General features: G+C 69.5%; 20 protein-coding genes. 16 read left to right on the top strand and 4 right to left on the bottom strand.

Translation table 11 applies throughout. The features are described from left to right. Positions 1 to 119 precede the first annotated feature (119 nt). The 11 genes from lepB to QH270_RS23190 all read left to right on the top strand — a co-directional run bounded on the left by lepB (position 120) and on the right by QH270_RS23190 (position 8,762). Positions 120 to 884 (top strand): signal peptidase I, encoded by a 765-nt coding sequence (lepB, locus tag QH270_RS23240; RefSeq protein ID WP_373867099.1) that lies wholly within the window; start codon positions 120 to 122, stop codon positions 882 to 884. 20 nt (positions 885 to 904) lie between these two features. Next, positions 905 to 1,609, top strand: a complete 705-nt coding sequence (locus QH270_RS23235; protein WP_280346131.1) for a ribonuclease HII — start codon at positions 905 to 907, stop codon at positions 1,607 to 1,609. Positions 1,610 to 1,655: 46 nt separating this feature from the next. Then, positions 1,656 to 1,961 carry a DUF2469 domain-containing protein gene (locus tag QH270_RS23230; protein ID WP_011210678.1) on the top strand — a complete coding sequence of 102 codons (306 nt, stop codon included), beginning with the start codon at positions 1,656 to 1,658 and terminating at the stop codon, positions 1,959 to 1,961. Positions 1,962 to 2,072: 111 nt separating this feature from the next. Continuing rightward, positions 2,073 to 2,429: a YraN family protein gene (locus tag QH270_RS23225; protein ID WP_110035873.1), complete on the top strand. Its 357-nt coding sequence runs from the start codon at positions 2,073 to 2,075 to the stop codon at positions 2,427 to 2,429. Next, positions 2,429 to 3,937, top strand: a complete 1,509-nt coding sequence (locus QH270_RS23220; RefSeq protein WP_280346128.1) for a YifB family Mg chelatase-like AAA ATPase — start codon at positions 2,429 to 2,431, stop codon at positions 3,935 to 3,937. Before QH270_RS23225 ends, QH270_RS23220 begins: the two co-directional genes overlap by 1 nt. Positions 3,938 to 4,064: 127 nt before the next feature. Next, positions 4,065 to 5,234: a DNA-processing protein DprA gene (dprA, locus tag QH270_RS23215; RefSeq protein ID WP_280346126.1), complete on the top strand. Its 1,170-nt coding sequence runs from the start codon at positions 4,065 to 4,067 to the stop codon at positions 5,232 to 5,234. A gap of 327 nt (positions 5,235 to 5,561) precedes the next feature. Continuing rightward, on the top strand, positions 5,562 to 6,485 hold the full coding sequence (locus tag QH270_RS23210; protein ID WP_280346124.1) for a tyrosine recombinase XerC: 924 nt from the start codon (positions 5,562 to 5,564) through the stop codon (positions 6,483 to 6,485). A gap of 357 nt (positions 6,486 to 6,842) precedes the next feature. Further along, positions 6,843 to 7,208, top strand: a complete 366-nt coding sequence (locus QH270_RS23205; RefSeq protein WP_280346122.1) for a YidH family protein — start codon at positions 6,843 to 6,845, stop codon at positions 7,206 to 7,208. A gap of 535 nt (positions 7,209 to 7,743) precedes the next feature. After that, entirely contained in the window at positions 7,744 to 7,947 is a 204-nt protein-coding gene (locus QH270_RS23200; protein ID WP_280346120.1) for a DUF202 domain-containing protein, read from the top strand. Continuing rightward, positions 7,944 to 8,255, top strand: coding sequence for a DUF202 domain-containing protein (locus QH270_RS23195; protein ID WP_280346117.1), 312 nt, complete (start codon positions 7,944 to 7,946; stop codon positions 8,253 to 8,255). Before QH270_RS23200 ends, QH270_RS23195 begins: the two co-directional genes overlap by 4 nt. Before the next feature lie 138 nt (positions 8,256 to 8,393). Then, a complete protein-coding gene (locus QH270_RS23190) occupies positions 8,394 to 8,762 on the top strand; it encodes a hypothetical protein (protein ID WP_280346114.1) in 369 nt (122 codons plus the stop codon). A gap of 225 nt (positions 8,763 to 8,987) precedes the next feature. Here the strand turns inward: QH270_RS23190 and QH270_RS23185 are convergent, their stop codons facing one another. From QH270_RS23185 to QH270_RS23175, 3 genes are all read right to left on the bottom strand, one after another. Beyond that, positions 8,988 to 9,500 carry a DUF1990 family protein gene (locus QH270_RS23185; RefSeq protein WP_280346112.1) on the bottom strand — a complete coding sequence of 171 codons (513 nt, stop codon included), beginning with the start codon at positions 9,498 to 9,500 and terminating at the stop codon, positions 8,988 to 8,990. Positions 9,501 to 9,609: 109 nt separating this feature from the next. After that, the gene (locus QH270_RS23180) at positions 9,610 to 10,113 is read right to left on the bottom strand and encodes a M23 family metallopeptidase (protein ID WP_432420414.1); all 504 of its coding nucleotides are present in this window, start codon (positions 10,111 to 10,113) and stop codon (positions 9,610 to 9,612) included. 334 nt (positions 10,114 to 10,447) lie between these two features. Beyond that, positions 10,448 to 10,879, bottom strand: coding sequence for a hypothetical protein (locus QH270_RS23175; protein ID WP_280346110.1), 432 nt, complete (start codon positions 10,877 to 10,879; stop codon positions 10,448 to 10,450). 410 nt (positions 10,880 to 11,289) lie between these two features. Here QH270_RS23175 and rpsB point away from each other — a divergent pair, with 410 nt between their 5' ends. From rpsB to QH270_RS23150, 5 genes are all read left to right on the top strand, one after another. Next, positions 11,290 to 12,153, top strand: a complete 864-nt coding sequence (gene rpsB, locus QH270_RS23170) for a 30S ribosomal protein S2 (protein ID WP_019048186.1) — start codon at positions 11,290 to 11,292, stop codon at positions 12,151 to 12,153. A gap of 108 nt (positions 12,154 to 12,261) precedes the next feature. After that, positions 12,262 to 13,086, top strand: coding sequence for a translation elongation factor Ts (gene tsf, locus QH270_RS23165; RefSeq protein WP_232999897.1), 825 nt, complete (start codon positions 12,262 to 12,264; stop codon positions 13,084 to 13,086). Between the two features lie 202 nt (positions 13,087 to 13,288). Beyond that, a complete protein-coding gene (gene pyrH / locus QH270_RS23160; protein ID WP_110035864.1) occupies positions 13,289 to 14,017 on the top strand; it encodes a UMP kinase in 729 nt (242 codons plus the stop codon). A 50-nt stretch (positions 14,018 to 14,067) separates the two neighbouring features. Then, positions 14,068 to 14,625: a ribosome recycling factor gene (gene frr, locus QH270_RS23155; protein ID WP_110036136.1), complete on the top strand. Its 558-nt coding sequence runs from the start codon at positions 14,068 to 14,070 to the stop codon at positions 14,623 to 14,625. 110 nt (positions 14,626 to 14,735) lie between these two features. Further along, positions 14,736 to 15,632, top strand: coding sequence for a phosphatidate cytidylyltransferase (locus tag QH270_RS23150; RefSeq protein ID WP_280346144.1), 897 nt, complete (start codon positions 14,736 to 14,738; stop codon positions 15,630 to 15,632). Between the two features lies 1 nt (position 15,633). Here the strand turns inward: QH270_RS23150 and QH270_RS23145 are convergent, their stop codons facing one another. After that, positions 15,634 to 15,999: a LapA family protein gene (locus tag QH270_RS23145; protein WP_280346109.1), complete on the bottom strand. Its 366-nt coding sequence runs from the start codon at positions 15,997 to 15,999 to the stop codon at positions 15,634 to 15,636. Positions 16,000 to 16,040: the final 41 nt, after the last annotated feature.

Below are 16,040 nucleotides of genomic sequence, written 5' to 3'. Positions count from 1 at the left end.
CGCCCCCCCCCAAAAAATAAAGAACACCCTCTTTTCTGGGTTTATCTTAACCCACCACCCTGCTCCCCGCCCCCCCGCCGCCCCTCTGCGGGGGGGGGCCCCCCGCTACTCTGTTCGGCGTGGCAGACGAAAGTGGGTCGGTGTCGGTGTCCGATTCGGGCGACGAAGGTGGACGGCGCAAACGAGCGCGCGGCGCGAAGAAGCAGCGGCCGTTCTGGCAGGAGTTGCCGATTCTGATCGTGATCGCCGCGGTGATCGCCGCGCTGATGGTCACTTTCGTCGGGCGGCCCTATGTGATCCCGTCGCAGTCGATGGAGAACACGCTGCTGATCGGCGACCGCATCTACGTCGAGAAGATCAGCTACTACGGTTCCGAACCCGGTCCCGGTGATGTCGTGGTCTTCGTCGGCCCGCCGTCGTGGAACGGCCACTACAAGTCGGTGCGCTCCGACAACACCGTCATCCGCGGGGTGCAGAACTTCCTCTCCTACTTCGGCCTGGTGCCGCCGGACGAGAACGACCTCGTCAAGCGCGTCATCGCCGTCGGTGGGCAGACCGTGCAGTGCTGTGACCCGCAGGGCCGCGTCATGGTCGACGGCAAACCGCTCGACGAGCCCTACATCAAGAAGGACTACCCCTGGTTCACCGACCGCCCCAACGCGGTCTACCCGGCCGGGCGCGTCTTCGGCCCGGTGAAGGTGCCGGAGGGCAACCTCTGGGTGATGGGCGACAACCGCAACGAGTCGGCCGATTCCCGGGCCCACGTCAGCGACGACCTGCAGGGCACGGTGCCGGTGGACAATGTGCGCGGCAAGACGGTCTTCAAGATCTGGCCGCCGGGCCGGATGGGTCCGGTCAAGAGCCAGAACGCGCAGGAAAACTGAGACACGGGGACAATCGAACTGTGGGGCAGGATCGGACGAACTGGCCGCCGCGGGTGGTGATGCGCCGGGCCGGGGGACTACGCACGCTCGAGGCGGCGCTCATCCGCGGTGGCCTCGGCCCGGTGGCCGGCGTCGACGAGGCGGGGCGCGGCCCGTGCGCGGGGCCGCTGGTGATCGCCGCGTGCCTGCTGGCGCCCAAGGCCTACGACAAGCTGTCCGGGCTCGACGACTCCAAGAAACTCACCGAGGCGGCCCGTGAGGAGCTGTTCCCGGTCGTCCAGCGGTTGGCGCTGGCGTGGAGCGTCGTGGTGGTGCCCGCCTGGGAGATCGACTCGATCGGCATCCACGTGGCCAATATCGAGGGCATGCGCCGGGCCGTCGCCGGTCTGGGACGTACCCCGGGCTACATCCTCACCGACGGATTCAAGGTCCCCGGGCTGCCCGCTCCGTCGTTGCCGGTGATCGGCGGGGACGGCGCCGCGGCCTGCATCGCCGCGGCCAGCATCCTGGCCAAGGTGACCAGGGACCGGATGATGGTCGACCTCGACGCGCAACACCCCGGATACGGCTTCGCCGCGCACAAGGGCTACAACACGCCCGAGCACACGGCGGCGCTGCGCGAACTCGGACCGAGCACCGAACACCGCCGATCTTGGCGCAATGTGCGCGACCTCGAGGTGCCGAGCGGTAGCCGAGTGGCTCCCCGCGCCGCGCATGCGCGATGATGTCAGCTATGAACGCGGCGCTGCTAGAAGGAGGACTTCCCACCCGATGAGTGCTGAGGACCTCGAGAAGTACGAAACCGAGATGGAACTGTCCCTGTACCGCGAGTACAAGGACATCGTCGGCCAGTTCTCGTACGTGGTGGAGACCGAACGTCGCTTCTACCTGGCCAATTCTGTCGAATTGCGGCCGCAGAACGCCGACGGCGAGGTCTACTTCGAAGTGCGGATGAGCGATGCCTGGGTGTGGGACATGTACCGCCCGGCGCGCTTCGTCAAGCACGTACGGGTGATCACGTTCAAGGACGTGAACATCGAGGAACTGGAGAAGCCGGACCTGCGGCTGCCGGAGTGATGCCGCCCCGCCCGCCCGTGGTTGTCCACAGGCGGGCGGTTGTCCACAGGTCTGTTGTTCGCCCAGGTCGGCGGACGGATGCCGGCGGCGCCGGGCGGCACGCTGGCAGCCATGGCAGACAAGCAGGCGCTCGGCGCATACGGGGAGAAGCTGGCCGCGCAGTATCTGCGTGAGTCGGGAATGGAGATCGTCGCCCGCAATTGGCGGTGCCGCTACGGCGAACTGGACCTGATCGTCCAAGATCCGCAGATCACGGCGTTCGTCGAGGTGAAGACGCGATCGGGGCTCGGTTTCGGCGTGCCTGCCGAGTCGGTCACCTTCAGCAAGCAGCAGCGGATCCGGCGGCTGGCGCTGCTGTGGCTGGCCGAGCAGGAAGGGCCGTGGCGCCGGATCCGGTTCGACGTGGTGTCGGTGCTGGTCCCGCGCGGGCACCGGCCCGTCATCGACCACCTGACCGCCGCGTTCTGATGGCGCTCGGACGGGCGTTGTCGGTCGCGGTGACCGGTGTCGACGGTCAGCTGGTGGAGATCGAGGCCGATATCGGTCAGGGCCTGCCTTCGGTGAATCTGGTCGGGCTGCCCGACACCGCGCTGCAGGAGTCACGCAACCGGGTCAGGTCGGCGGTCGCCAACACCGGGGAGAAGTGGCCGGACGGGCGGGTGATCCTGGCCCTGTCGCCCGCGACGCTGCCGAAGGTGGGCAGCGTGTACGACCTGGCTCTGGCGGTGTCGGTGCTCGACGCGTCCGGCGCGGTGCCGGGCGAGCGGCTGGCGAAGACCGTGCTGCTCGGTGAGCTCGCTCTCGACGGCCGCGTACGACGGGTGCGCGGTGTGTTACCCGCCGTGATCGCGGCGCGGACGGCGGGATTGCCGACCGTGGTGGTGCCCGCCGACGCGGTGGCCGAGGCCGGCTTGGTCGAGGGCATCGAGGTGCTCGGGGCGACCAGCCTGCGGGCGGTGGTCGCCTGGCTGCGCGGCGAAGGCGCCCTGCTCGAGCCGGACGGGGTCGTGCCCGGCGCGGCGGCACCCAGCGGTGATCTGAGCGATGTGGTCGGCCAGGACGAGGCGCGCTGGGCGCTCGAGGTCGCCGCGGCGGGTGGTCACCACCTGCTGCTGACCGGCCCGCCCGGGATCGGCAAAACCATGCTGGCGCAACGCCTTCCCGGCCTGCTTCCGCCGCTGTCGGAGCCCGAGTCGCTCGAGGTGACGGCGATCCATTCGATGGCGGGGTCACTGTCGGCCGAACAGCCGCTGATGACCCTGGCGCCGTTCGTCGCCCCGCATCACTCCACGTCCGTGACCGCGATGATCGGTGGCGGCTCCGGCATGGCCAGGCCGGGCGCGGTGAGCCGGGCACACCGGGGCGTGCTGTTCCTCGACGAGTGCGCCGAGATCGGCACGAAAGTGCTCGAGGCGCTGCGTACTCCCCTCGAAGAGGGCGAGGTGCGCATCGCCCGCCGCGACGGTGTCGCGCGCTACCCCGCCCGGTTCCAGCTGGTCCTGGCAGCCAACCCCTGCCCGTGCGCGCCGGCCCGCGACGTCGACTGCATCTGCGCGCCCCTGGCCCGGCGCCGCTACCTCGGCAAACTGTCCGGGCCCCTGCTCGACCGCATCGACATCTGGGTGCAGATGCACGGCCAGGCCGGCGCCACGTTCGGCGACGCCAGCGCGGAGACCAGCGCGACCGTGGCCGCGCGCGTTGCCGAGGCCCGCTCGCGGGCCGCGCACCGCTGGAGCGCCGACGGCTGGGCGACCAATGCCGAAGTGCCAGGCCATATCCTGCGCCAGCGCTTCCGGTTGCCCCGCGAGTCGATCGCGCCGATCGATACGGCATTGCGGCTCGGCCGGATGTCGGCCCGTGGCGCCGATCGCGCGATCCGTGTCGCCTGGACCATCTGTGATCTGCGTGGTGGGGAACTGCCGAGTGTGCAGGATGTGCTGTCGGCATTGAACTTTCGGCAGCGGGGTGCGCAATGAGCGGCGGGCCGGTACAGGTGTGCCGGTCGCGAGCAAACGATCCCTCCCGCTTGGCCGGCTGGTCGTCGATGGGAAAGGCACGGTGTGTGTCCTTGTCGCCGTTGCTCTTTCGGGAACAAGGTGCCCGGTGACCGGGGTTGTGGATCTGGACGCCGGGGCGGATGGGCGGCGGTTGGCGTGGGTCTATCTGTCGCGAGTCGTGCAGGGGCCCTGTGCGCCGCTGTCGGCATTGATCGCGTCGGTCGGGGTGTGTGAGGCTGCCCGCGCCGTCCGCGAATGCGAGTTGCCGGATGCCTTGCGTGGGCCGACAGCCGCACGCCGCGAACTGGATTCGGCGGCGGCCGACCTGGAGGCGATGGCACGTCTCGGCGGGCGGGTCATCACACCCGACGACGCGGAGTGGCCGCAGTGGCGCATGCTCGGGCTGAGCCAGCTCGATGCCGATCGTGACCGCGAGGGTGCCGTGCCGCTGGTGCTGTGGGCACGAGGGCCGCTGTCGTTGCAGGCGGCCTCCGAACGTGCCGTCGCCATGGTCGGTTCGCGCTGCAGCACCGGCTACGGCGTGCAGGTGGCCAGTGAGATCGCCTGCGACCTCGCGGGCCGTGGCTGGACGATCGTCTCCGGTGCGGCCTTCGGCATCGACGCGGCCGCGCACCGGGCGGCACTGGCCGTCGGCGGACCGACGGTCGCGGTCCTGGCCTGCGGCGTCGACCGCCCCTACCCGGCTCAGCACGACCGCCTGCTCACCGCCATCGCCGACTCCGGCCTCGTCGTCAGCGAGTACCCACCGGGCACCAGCGCGCAGAAACATCGCTTCCTCGCCCGCAATCGCCTGATCGCGACGCTGGGCGACGGTGTCCTCGTGGTCGAAGCCGGGCTGCGCAGCGGCGCCCGCAACACGGTGAAATGGGCGCGCCGCCTCGGCAGACCGGCCATGGCGGTGCCGGGTCCGGTCGGTTCCGCCTCCTCGGCGGGCTGTCACCGAATGATCCGGGAGGGCGAGGCGCTGCTCGTCACCAGGGCCGAGGACGTCATCGACGAAGCGGGCCCCCTACGCCTCCCCGGCGCCGACAACGAGGCGCCGGACCCGGCGGCCCACCTGCGCGGGGTCGAAGCGGATGTGTACGCCGCCCTCCCCGCCGTCGGCACCCGCCTCCCCGCAGAGCTGGCCCAGCAATCCGGACACGATTTGGCCACTGTCCGAGCCGTTCTCGTCAGCCTGGAGCTGGCCGAGTTGGTCGGCTGCGATTCCGACGGGTGGTTCCGCATCCGATCCCGATGTGCGGGTGGGTGTTGAGAAGTGCCCGCGTCCGAGCGTCACGAGCCGGCTCGGGCCCGAGACGCCACGATGCCTGAGTCCTGATCTGGCCGCGGCCGAACGCGACGGGATGTTGGTGGTCCGCCGTTGTCGCACATCGCCAGGGCCGGATACGCCCACGACGGGGACCGGTTGCCGCGGCGCGGGTACACCTACGACGAGGCCGCCGCGGCGCGACAGGTTGTCGCGCTCTGGGCTGCTCCAGCGCGGTCTGGCCCGCGGATGCAGCGGAGGTTGCGGCCGCTGAGCTGGTTCGCCGCGGCGTGGTGGGTTGCGTGGGTGCGGGGGAGGGGCGACCGTGGGGGGATGGATGTGTTGCCCGATGATCTGACCGCGTTGCTCACCGAGTTCGGGCGGCATCTGCGGTTGGGGCGGAATCGGTCGGCGCATACGGTGCGGGCGTATCTCGGGGATGTGCGGTCGCTGCTGGAACACCTCTACGCGAGGTCGCCGGACTCCGCCGTGCGTGAGCTGGACCTGCCGTTGCTGCGGTCGTGGCTGGCCGAACTCGCCGCGGCCGGTGCCGCACGGACGACCCTGTCCCGGCGAGCCTCGGCCGCGAAGACCTTCACCGCCTGGCTCACCGAGACCGGACGGCTCACCGTCGATCCCGGCCTGCGGCTGCAGGCACCGAGGGCGCACCGGGTATTACCCGCCGTGCTGGCGCTTGGCCAAGCCGCCCAGGCGATGGATGCTGCGGAATCCGGTGCCGCTCAACAGGACCCGATGGCGTTGCGAGACCGGCTGATCGTCGAACTCTTGTACGCCACCGGTATCCGCGTGAGCGAGCTGTGCGGACTCGACATCGACGACATCGATCGGGAACGGCGGCTCGTCCGTGTGCTCGGCAAAGGAAACAAGGAACGTTCGGTCCCGTTCGGCGGTCCTGCCGACACGGCACTCGACGCCTGGCTGCGCGCGGGGCGACCCGCCCTCGTCAACGACCACTCCGGCCGCGCGCTCCTGCTCGGTCAACGCGGCCGCCGCCTGGACCAGCGGCAAGCCCGAACCGTCGTCCACGACACCGTCGGCGCCATTCCCGGCGCCCCCGACATGGGCCCGCACGGCCTGCGCCACACCGCCGCCACCCACCTCCTGGAGGGCGGCGCCGACCTGCGTGTAGTCCAGGAACTCCTCGGCCATGCCAGCATGGCCACCACCCAGCTCTACACCCACGTCTCGGTCGAACGTCTCAAACGGGTTCACGACCAAGCTCACCCGCGCGCCTGAAAGCGGCGGCACACCACGGCATCCCACGCGTCGATGCCGAGGCTCGGCGGCACGTTGCCGGGCGGCGGCCTTCTCGGCGTCAGAGGGTGGGCGGGCCGACCGCTGTCGGTGGCCCGTACTGCCACCGGCCCTTTCGGGTCTTCGGGTGCGAGCATGCCCGGAGTTCCAGAGCTGCAGACACCGCAGCCTGCTGACGACGCACCAAGGTCAGCCCCGATCCCGTGGCCCCTCGGCGTCGGGGCAACCCTGTGCCATCGGCACGCTGCGCGACACCCACATCGGAACAGGGCGGGGTCGGCGCGGTTTCCGTCCTGCTGGGTGGGTCGGCGGCAAAATGGATCCTCGGAGGTGGTGGTGATGGTGTTGCCCGAGGTCGGGGGCGAGTCCGAGGACGGAGAAGGGGAGGTCGACTATAGGTTCACGCTCGCCAACGAGCGGACATTCCTGGCGTGGATCCGGACCGCATTGGGCCTGCTCGCGGGCGGGGTCGCGGTGCACACACTGGTGCAGCCGTTACGCCTCGCGGGTTTCGGCGGGCTCATCGCGGTGAGCTGCCTGGTCATGTCGTTCGCGGTGGCGCTGGGGGCATTTCGGCACTGGCGCCGGGTGAATGTCGCCATGCGCGCGGGCACGCCACTGCCCGGCACGATCCTGGTGCCCGTGCTGTCGGTCGGCGTGGCGGTCGTGGCGGTCCTCGCCTGCCTCGCGGTGCTCCTGTCGTGACCGCACCGACTCTGACCGTGGACCGCACCGCACCGCCGCGGAGGGGTGCCTCGTTCGGCGTGGCAGGCCGGGCGCTTCGGTTCGCCTACGTGGTCCCCGGCGACAGAGTGGCTGATCGTCGCTCTCCCACTCGTCGCGGTCGTGGTCTCGGCCCTTCTCGCCGGCGCAGCGGTGTTGTCGTAACGGCGCCGGCGACTCTGGCTTGGGAACGGACGGCGTCGGCGTGGCGGCGGCGCACATCCCTCGGTGCGGCGGGTTGTGCGCTGCTGATTGCCGACGAGGTCACCGTGGCGGGTGGCTGGTCGTCGCGCTGCCGGACTCCGTGGCCGCGGTTGCAGTGCCCCACACGGGTATGGCTGTGCCGTCGTGACAGCGCCGGGGACTCCGGTTTCGGAACGGACGGTGCTCGCGTGGCGTCGCACCTCGCTCGGCGCGGCGGGCTGCGTACTTCTCTCGGGGACGCGGCCGCCCGTGGCGGGTGGCTGGTCGTCGCTGCCGTGGTGGCGGCGCTCTTCACGGGTCCGGTGGTGTTGTCGTGACAGCGTCGGCGACTCTGGCTTCGGAACGGACGGTGCTGGCGTGGCGGCACAGGTCGCTCGGTGCGGCGGGCTGCGCGCTGCTCTTCGCCCACCTCGTCGTCGGCGAGGGGTGGCTGGTCGTCACGCTTCCAGTCGTCGGGATTTTGGTCGTCGCTGCCGTGGTGGCGGTGCTCTTCACGGGTCCGGTGGTGTTGTCGTGACAGTGCCGGCGACTCTGGCCTCGGAACGGACGGCGTTGGCGTGGCGGCGCACGTCGCTCGGTGCGGCGGGCTGCGCGCTGCTGTTCGCCCACGAGGTCACCCGCGACGGGTGGCCGACCATCGCCCTTCCGCTCGTTGCGGCGGTCGTCGCGCTGCTCGTGAGTGCCCTCGGTTGGTCCCGCGGTCGGTCGCTGCACCACGGGCGGGTGACGGCGGGTGCACGGCTTGTCACGATCACGACCTTCGCGGTGGTGGCGATGTCGCTCATCGCAGTCAGTGGCGTCGTGCTCGACCAGCTGATCGACTGAGTGCGGGACCCAGGGCGGCAACAAAGCTCAACACCGCCTTGACACCGCGCGGGGCGAGATCCGCGAGGTCGATGAGCGCATTCGCGGCTTCGTAAACTCTCTCGACGGCCTCGAGCGCCCCGATTACCCTCGACGAGCATGACTCCCGAAGCGTCGGATCAGCTCGCACCCGCCCTGCGTGACCGGCTGCGCGCTGCTCTGAAGCCGGCCATGAAGGCCCGCGACCGCAGCGCGGTCTCGGCACTGCGGTCAGCGCTGGGAGCCATCGACAATGCCGAAGCTGTCGACGCCGCGGACGTGAAAGCCGGTGCGCTGGAAGACAGCGCTGTGGGCCTCGGCGTCGCCGAGGTGAGCCGCCGCCATCTCACCGAGGCCGACATCGAGGCGATCGTCCGCCGCGAAATCGACGAAAGACGAGCCACCGCACTCGAATACGAACGCCTCGGCGCCACGGATCGCAGCGCGGATCTGACCGCGCAGGCGGAAACCCTGGCGGCCTTGCTGTAAGCGGGCGCCAGATCTGGGCACCACCCACCGCTCCAGCCGACCGGCTCCACTCCGCGGGCGAGATCGGCGACCGGATCGATCGCGCATCGGCAACCGGCACGACTGCGGCGCGGGGCCTTTCGGGTGCCATCGAGCACCGGCGTGCGGGCATGCCGACCGCTCTAGTTCCCTGGCGACGGGACACCGGGCCACCGTCGCGAACCCCAGTGATCCTCGCCGACAGACTCAGTGGTTGCTTGGCAGCGTCTTCAAGTACCGGTGGGCGAACCAGCGCTGGAACCCACGCGGGATCGGTCCGCCGAGTCGGGTGTACCACGCACCGGGGCGGGAGAACGCGGTGATCAGACCGTAGACGGCCTCGTCGGCGGGGTCGTATTCGACGGCGAACAGTTCCTCGCCGATCTCCGGGTGGCCCGGCAGTGTGCCGTAGGCGAACCCGCGACGGTTCGGCTCGTGCAGGACATAGACGATGCGGCAGGGCGCGGTGATACCGATCGGGCCGATGCCCAACCGCACCGTCATCGCCGTTCCCGCCTCGGCGGTCTCGGTGTCGGCATGCTGGAAGATGCCGACACCCTTCTGTATTCCGAAGTCGAAGATGTGCGTTGCGGCCCGCTCGAACAGATCTCGGCCGTAGCCGATCAACCGCCGATGCCGGAGCTGGTGATAGCCGGCCGGAAAAGACGTGCGCGTCGCGCCCACATCGGGATAGTTGAACGGCACCGCGTCGTCGACCATGGACCGATTGTCGCCTCGCCGCCACCACTACCGCCACCAACCCCCGCGAGCGCTTCATCACGTCACCGAACCGGCGGGAGGGCAGCGTTTTCGACGAGCGGTGAGTGCCTCAGGCCACCATCGGCTTCAGCCGCACCGGCACCTCATGCAGCAGGCCGAGTGGATCGACGTACTCGCGCCTGCTGTGTTTGCTCGCCTCCCGGCGCGCACCCCAGTGCAGGCAGGCGGTGGCCGGACACCCCTCGTGCCCGGCCACCAGCGTCCCGATCACCGTGCCCCGGCTGACCCGTGCGCCTACCGAGATCTTCGGCTCCACCGGTTCGTAGGTCGTGCGCAGTCCGCCGGGGTGGTCGATCGATACCACCGGCTTGTCCGCCACCACTCCGGCGAACACCACGATGCCGTCCCCGGCCGCCAGCACGGCCTGCCCGACGGCACCCGCCAGATCCACACCGCGATGCCCGGGCAGCCAGTTCCGCTCCGGCTTGTCGAACCGTCGCTCCACCGTCGGCCGCGGCCGCAACGGCCATCCGAAATCGCCTGGCTCGGCCGCCTTCGCGACCACCGTCCCTCCGAGCAGTACCAGCACCAGCACCGCGACCACGGCACGCACCCACGCGAGCGCGGGAACGACTCCATCCCACTGCTTCCGGCAGCCGTCGGGCGAGTGCGGCCCGGGGCTGCTCGATCCGGCGGGGGCAGCCCGGCTCCTGCCCGCGCTCACCGTGACGATGCGGGCTGGTGCCGGCGACCATCGCCGTGCGGTGGCCGCCGTGGCCGACCATGTCCGGCCCGGCGAAGGCGTCAAGGTCGCGACGCCTCGGCTCCCGGCCCGGACGCCTCGTCCCGGTCGCCAGAAACTCATCGGGTGTTCCCGAACGCGCGCGGTCCCACAGTGGTGACGGCCGGGACGCGCTCGGTGGCGGCGGTGCGTGCCCACTGCGAACTCAGCGGTGTGGGCGTGGCGTCGGTACGCGCTGCGGTGTGGACAGTGCCCGGACCAGGTCGCGCAGCAGCGCGGGCACCTCGGCCGCCGAGCCCGTGCCACCGCCGCGCACCACGATCTCGACCTCGACCGGTGCGGCATCGCGTCGCGCCGATGCCGGCGGAGCGGTGGACAGGTCGTGCACGGTGATCCGCACGGGCACCGGGCGCGGCGTCGGCATCGGTGTGGGAACGGTCGTCGACGGACCACCGGAGCAGACCGGTGTGACCGGTGGTCGACCGGCGGCGGGCGCGGGGACCGCTGACGGTTTGCCCGAACACACCGGGTCGGCGGAGGCCGGGTCGGCGGCATGCGCCGCGGCGGGAGCCGCCAGCGCGGCCACCGCGCACACCAGCGGAAACGTCGTGATCAGGGTTCGTGCGAAGAGGTTCATGGCTCCCACTGTCGGTGGCGAAGGGCGCCGCCGGGCGACGCGTTCGCCGATTGGGGACAACTTCACCGGATGTGGATATCGAGCACTTCACCGCGGCGGACGGCGGGCGATGCGCGGGGGCGATTTCGGCCCTGGGCAGGGTCCGCGTAGACTGATCAACGCGGTTTGTGCTCAGCAGCATGTGCACGGCACGGACCGACTTCGCGCGCCACCTGTGCTCGTCCATCCGGTCGTCGCTCGCAACGCAGACGGTCCGAGAGGGCTGATCCGCGCGAGTTCTCCAGCGGATGAACAGTGGAATCGTCGGCTGGTCCCGGTTTTCCGATCGGGTCCGGCGGTTTCGGTGGCGCCAGGGCAGTCGATCGCCGATCGGCTGCGGCAACCGGCAACGAAAGAGAGATACGGGAGCTATGGCTGTCGTAACAATGAAGCAGCTGCTCGACAGCGGCGCGCACTTCGGGCACCAGACTCGTCGGTGGAACCCGAAGATGAAGCGGTTCATCTTCACCGACCGCAACGGCATCTACATCATCGACCTGCAGCAGACGCTGACCTACATCGACAAGGCCTACGAGTTCGTCAAGGAGACCGTCGCCCACGGTGGCACCGTTCTCTTCGTCGGTACCAAGAAGCAGGCCCAGGAGTCGATCGCGGCCGAGGCGACTCGCGTCGGGATGCCCTACGTCAACCAGCGCTGGCTGGGCGGCATGCTCACCAACTTCTCGACCGTCCACAAGCGCCTGCAGCGCCTGAAGGAGCTCGAGGCCATGGAGCAGACCGGTGGCTTCGAGGGTCGCACCAAGAAGGAAATCCTCATGCTCACGCGTGAGATGACCAAGCTGGACCGCACCCTCGGTGGTATCCGCGACATGGCCAAGGTGCCCTCGGCCATCTGGGTCGTCGACACCAACAAGGAGCACATCGCCGTCGGCGAGGCGCGCAAGCTGAACATCCCGGTCATCGCGATCCTGGACACCAACTGCGATCCCGACCTGGTCGACTACCCGATCCCGGGTAACGACGACGCGATCCGTTCCGCCGCTCTGCTCACCAAGGTCGTCGCCTCCGCGGTGGCCGAGGGCGTGCAGGCCCGCGCGGGCCAGGCTTCCGGCGACGCGAAGCCCGAGGCCGGCGCCGGTGAGCCGCTCGCCGAGTGGGAGCAGGAGCTGCTGGCTCAGGCGACCCCGGCCGCCGAGGCCGCCGTCGAGACGCCCGCCGAGGCCGCGGCCGAGGTCAAGGCCGACCCGGCGCAGCACACCCCGGCCGACTTCTGAGCTGATCGGTAGCTCTACGTTCACCTTGCCGGCCCTTCTGAATTCAGAAGCGGTCGGCAAGGTGGTGTAAACCCCCAAGCACCCCACACACGAGGAGGCTCGCCCCCGATGGCGAACTACACCGCTGCTGACGTGAAGCGGCTCCGTGAGCTCACCGGCTCCGGCATGATGGACTGCAAGAACGCGCTGGCCGAGTCCGACGGCGATTTCGACAAGGCCGTCGAGGTGCTGCGCATCAAGGGCGCCAAGGACGTCGGCAAGCGCGCCGAGCGTGCCACCGCCGAGGGCCTGGTCATCGCCAAGGACGGCGTCATGGTCGAGATCAACTCCGAGACCGACTTCGTCGCCAAGAACGCGGAGTTCCAGGAGCTGGCCGACGCCATCGTCACCGCCGCTGCCGCCGCCAAGCCGGCCGATCTGGACGCGCTCAAGGCCCTGAAGCTGGCCGACAGCACCGTCGACGAGGCCGTGCAGGCGCTGGCCGCCAAGATCGGCGAGAAGCTGGAACTGCGTCGCGTCGTCTCCTTCGACGGCCCGGTCGCCACCTACCTGCACAAGCGTGCCTCGGACCTGCCGCCCGCCGTCGGTGTGCTGGTCGAGTACGAGGGTGAGGGTGACGCCGCCGCCGAGGCCGCGCGTGCCGCCGGCATGCAGGTCGCCGCGCTCAAGGCCAAGTACCTGACCCGCGAGGAGGTGCCGGCCGACATCGTCGAGAACGAGCGCCGCATCGCCGAGCAGACCGCGCGTGAGGAGGGCAAGCCCGAGGCCGCCCTCCCGAAGATCACCGAAGGCCGCGTCAACGGCTTCTTCAAGGACGTCGTCCTGCTCGAGCAGGCCGCCGTCACCGACTCCAAGAAGACCGTCAAGGCCCTTCTGGAGGATGCCGGCGTCACCGTGAAGCGCTTCGCCCGCTTCGAGGTCGGCCAGGCCTGATCCCGCCCGACGAGAGCCCCTCGGGAGCAGCACACGTCTGCACCCGAGGGGCTCTCGCCGATTCCCGGCGGCGGCCGAGGGGGTCTTGTGCGGTGAACAGAACCGGATAAGGCAGGATGGATGCCGCTTCGCCTTGCTGTGCGGCCGATTCGCATGCCCGCAGTTCGACAGATCTCGACCTCGCCGAAGGAGACGAACACCCATGACCGACCCGGGTAACGACCGCCCTGGATACCGCCGGGTGCTGCTCAAACTGGGTGGGGAGATGTTCGGCGGCGGCGGGGTCGGCCTCGACCCCGATGTCGTGCAGACCGTGGCCGAGCAGATCGCCGAGATCGTCGAGACCGGCGTGCAGGTGGCTGTGGTGATCGGCGGCGGCAACTTCTTCCGCGGCGCCGAGCTCGAGGAGCGCGGCATGGAACGCGCCCGCTCCGACTACATGGGCATGCTCGGCACCGTCATGAACAGCCTTGCGCTGCAGGACTTCCTGCAGAAGCAGGGGGTGGACACGCGCGTGCAGACCGCCATCACCATGGGCCAGGTCGCCGAGCCGTACCTCCCGCTGCGCGCCAAGCGGCACCTCGAGAAGGGCCGCGTGGTGATCTTCGGCGCCGGTATGGGCATGCCCTACTTCTCGACCGACACCACGGCCGCGCAGCGCGCGCTCGAGATCGGCGCCGACGTGGTGCTGATGGCCAAGGCGGTCGACGGCGTGTTCGACGCCGACCCGCGCGTGGAGAAGAACGCGAGCATGTACACCGAGATCACGTACAAGGAAGTGCTCGAAAAGGGCCTGAAGGTGGCCGATGCCACGTGCTTCAGTCTCTGCATGGACAACCAGATGCCGATTCTGGTGTTCAATTTGCTGACCAAGGGCAATATTGCCCGGGCGGTCGCCGGTGAACACATCGGCACCCTGGTTCGGTCCTGATCCCGCTCCCGCGACAGGACGACGATGACGACGCTGTGGAGGAATCGGTCGTGATTGATGAAGCGCTCTTCGATGCCGAGGAGAAGATGGAGAAGGCCGTCTCGGTGGCGAAGGACGATCTGGGAACCATTCGGACCGGCCGCGCGAACCCTGGCATGTTCTCGCGCGTGGTGGTCGACTACTACGGCTCGCCGACGCCGATCACGCAGATGGCGAGTATCACCGTGCCCGAGCCGCGCATGGTCGTGATCAAGCCCTACGAGCAGAGCCAGCTCGGCCCGATCGAGAACGCGATCCGCAACTCCGATCTGGGCGTGAACCCGACGAACAACGGTGACATCCTGCGCATCACGGTGCCGCAGCTCACCGAGGAACGCCGGCGCGAGATGGTCAAGATGGCCAAGGGCAAGGGCGAGGACGCCAAGGTCTCGATCCGCAACGTCCGCCGCAAGGCGATGGACGAACTCGGCCGGATCCAGAAAGATGGCGAGGCGGGTGAGGACGAGGTCGGGCGCGCCGAGAAGGAGCTCGACAAGACCACCGCCAAGTACGTGGGCCAGATCGATGAGCTGGTCAAGCACAAGGAAGCCGAACTGCTCGAGGTCTGAGCGCAGATCTCGCCAGTCCCGCTCGTGCGGGGGATGAACGGAACGACGAGTTGAGCGACGGGACAATCGTGGCCGAAGACGCCGCCGCCACCGGAGCGGCACCGGAGCCGATGCCGGATCAGGTCGACCCGACCGACGCGGCGGCGCCGACCCCACAGGTCGACGAGCCTGCCGAACCGCAGGCGCCGGCGTCGCGGGCGGGCCGTAACCTGCCCGCGGCGCTGGCGGTCGGTCTCGGCCTCGGGCTCTCGCTCATCGCGATCCTGCTGTTCGTCCCCAAGGTGTTCATCGGCGTGGCGGGCGTCGCGGTCGGCGTGGCGACCTGGGAGGTCGCCAAGCGGCTGCGTGAGGCCGATGTGCTGGTGCCGCGGATCCCGCTGCTGGTGGGCGGTCAGGCTGTGTTCTGGCTCGGCTGGCCGTGGGGTGCGCGCGGAGTGGTCGGCGCGTTCGCCGCGACGGCGCTGGTCTGCATGGTGTGGCGGCTGTTCGATCACGGCCTCAACACCGCGCCGAAGAACTTCCTGCGCGACACCGCGATCGCGCTGTTCACCCTCACCTGGATCCCGCTGCTCGCGGCCTTCTCCACGCTGCTGCTGCTGGAACCCGACGGCAATCTGCGGGTGCTGACGTTCATGATCCTGGTGGTGTGCTCCGACGTCGGCGGTTATGTCGCCGGTGTCCTGTTCGGCAGGCATCCGATGGTGCCGGCGATCAGCCCGAAGAAGTCGTGGGAGGGGTTCTGCGGTTCGCTGGTGTTCAGCGTGATCGGCGGTCTGCTGACCGTCACGCTGCTGCTCGAGGCGAACTCGATGATCGGTGTGGTGCTCGGCGTCGGCCTGGTGGTCGTGGCGACCTGTGGTGATCTGGTCGAGTCGCAGATCAAGCGGGAGCTCGGCATCAAGGACATGGGCACGATGCTGCCCGGCCACGGCGGCATCATGGACCGGCTCGACTCGATGCTGCCCTCGGCCTTCGTGTCCTGGCTGGTGCTCAGCGCGCTGCTGTAGCTCAGGGCTTCTTGGCGGCGTGGCGCAGTTGCAGGATCCGGACGCCGCCGACCAGGCCCATCACCAGCGCGCCCGCGATCACCGACAGCAGCACCGTGATGCCCAGCGGGAGCGAGAAATCCCAGAAGAGCAGGGTGACCTTCGCCTGGTCGAGGTTCTGGATGATGAACACCAGCAGGACGATGCCGATGATCGCCGCCGCGAGCAGGCCTATCCAGGTGTAACCGGTCCGCGACCCGTGGACACCCTTCGGCGTGATCCGCTTGGCCGGGACCTCGTCCCGGCGATGCTTGGCCGCTGGCTCTGATTTCGGCGTCGTCGGCTCGTGCGCGGCGGGTGACGCACCGGATTCGGCGTTGGTGGACATGGTTCGATCATCGCCGACGGCTATCACCGGTGCACGCATCT

It is taken from the genome of Nocardia neocaledoniensis, assembly GCF_029868625.1.
Lineage (GTDB): Bacteria > Actinomycetota > Actinomycetes > Mycobacteriales > Mycobacteriaceae > Nocardia > Nocardia neocaledoniensis_A.
Note: the sequence above shows the minus strand (reverse complement) of the source record. Positions and strands in the feature narration are given on the sequence as shown.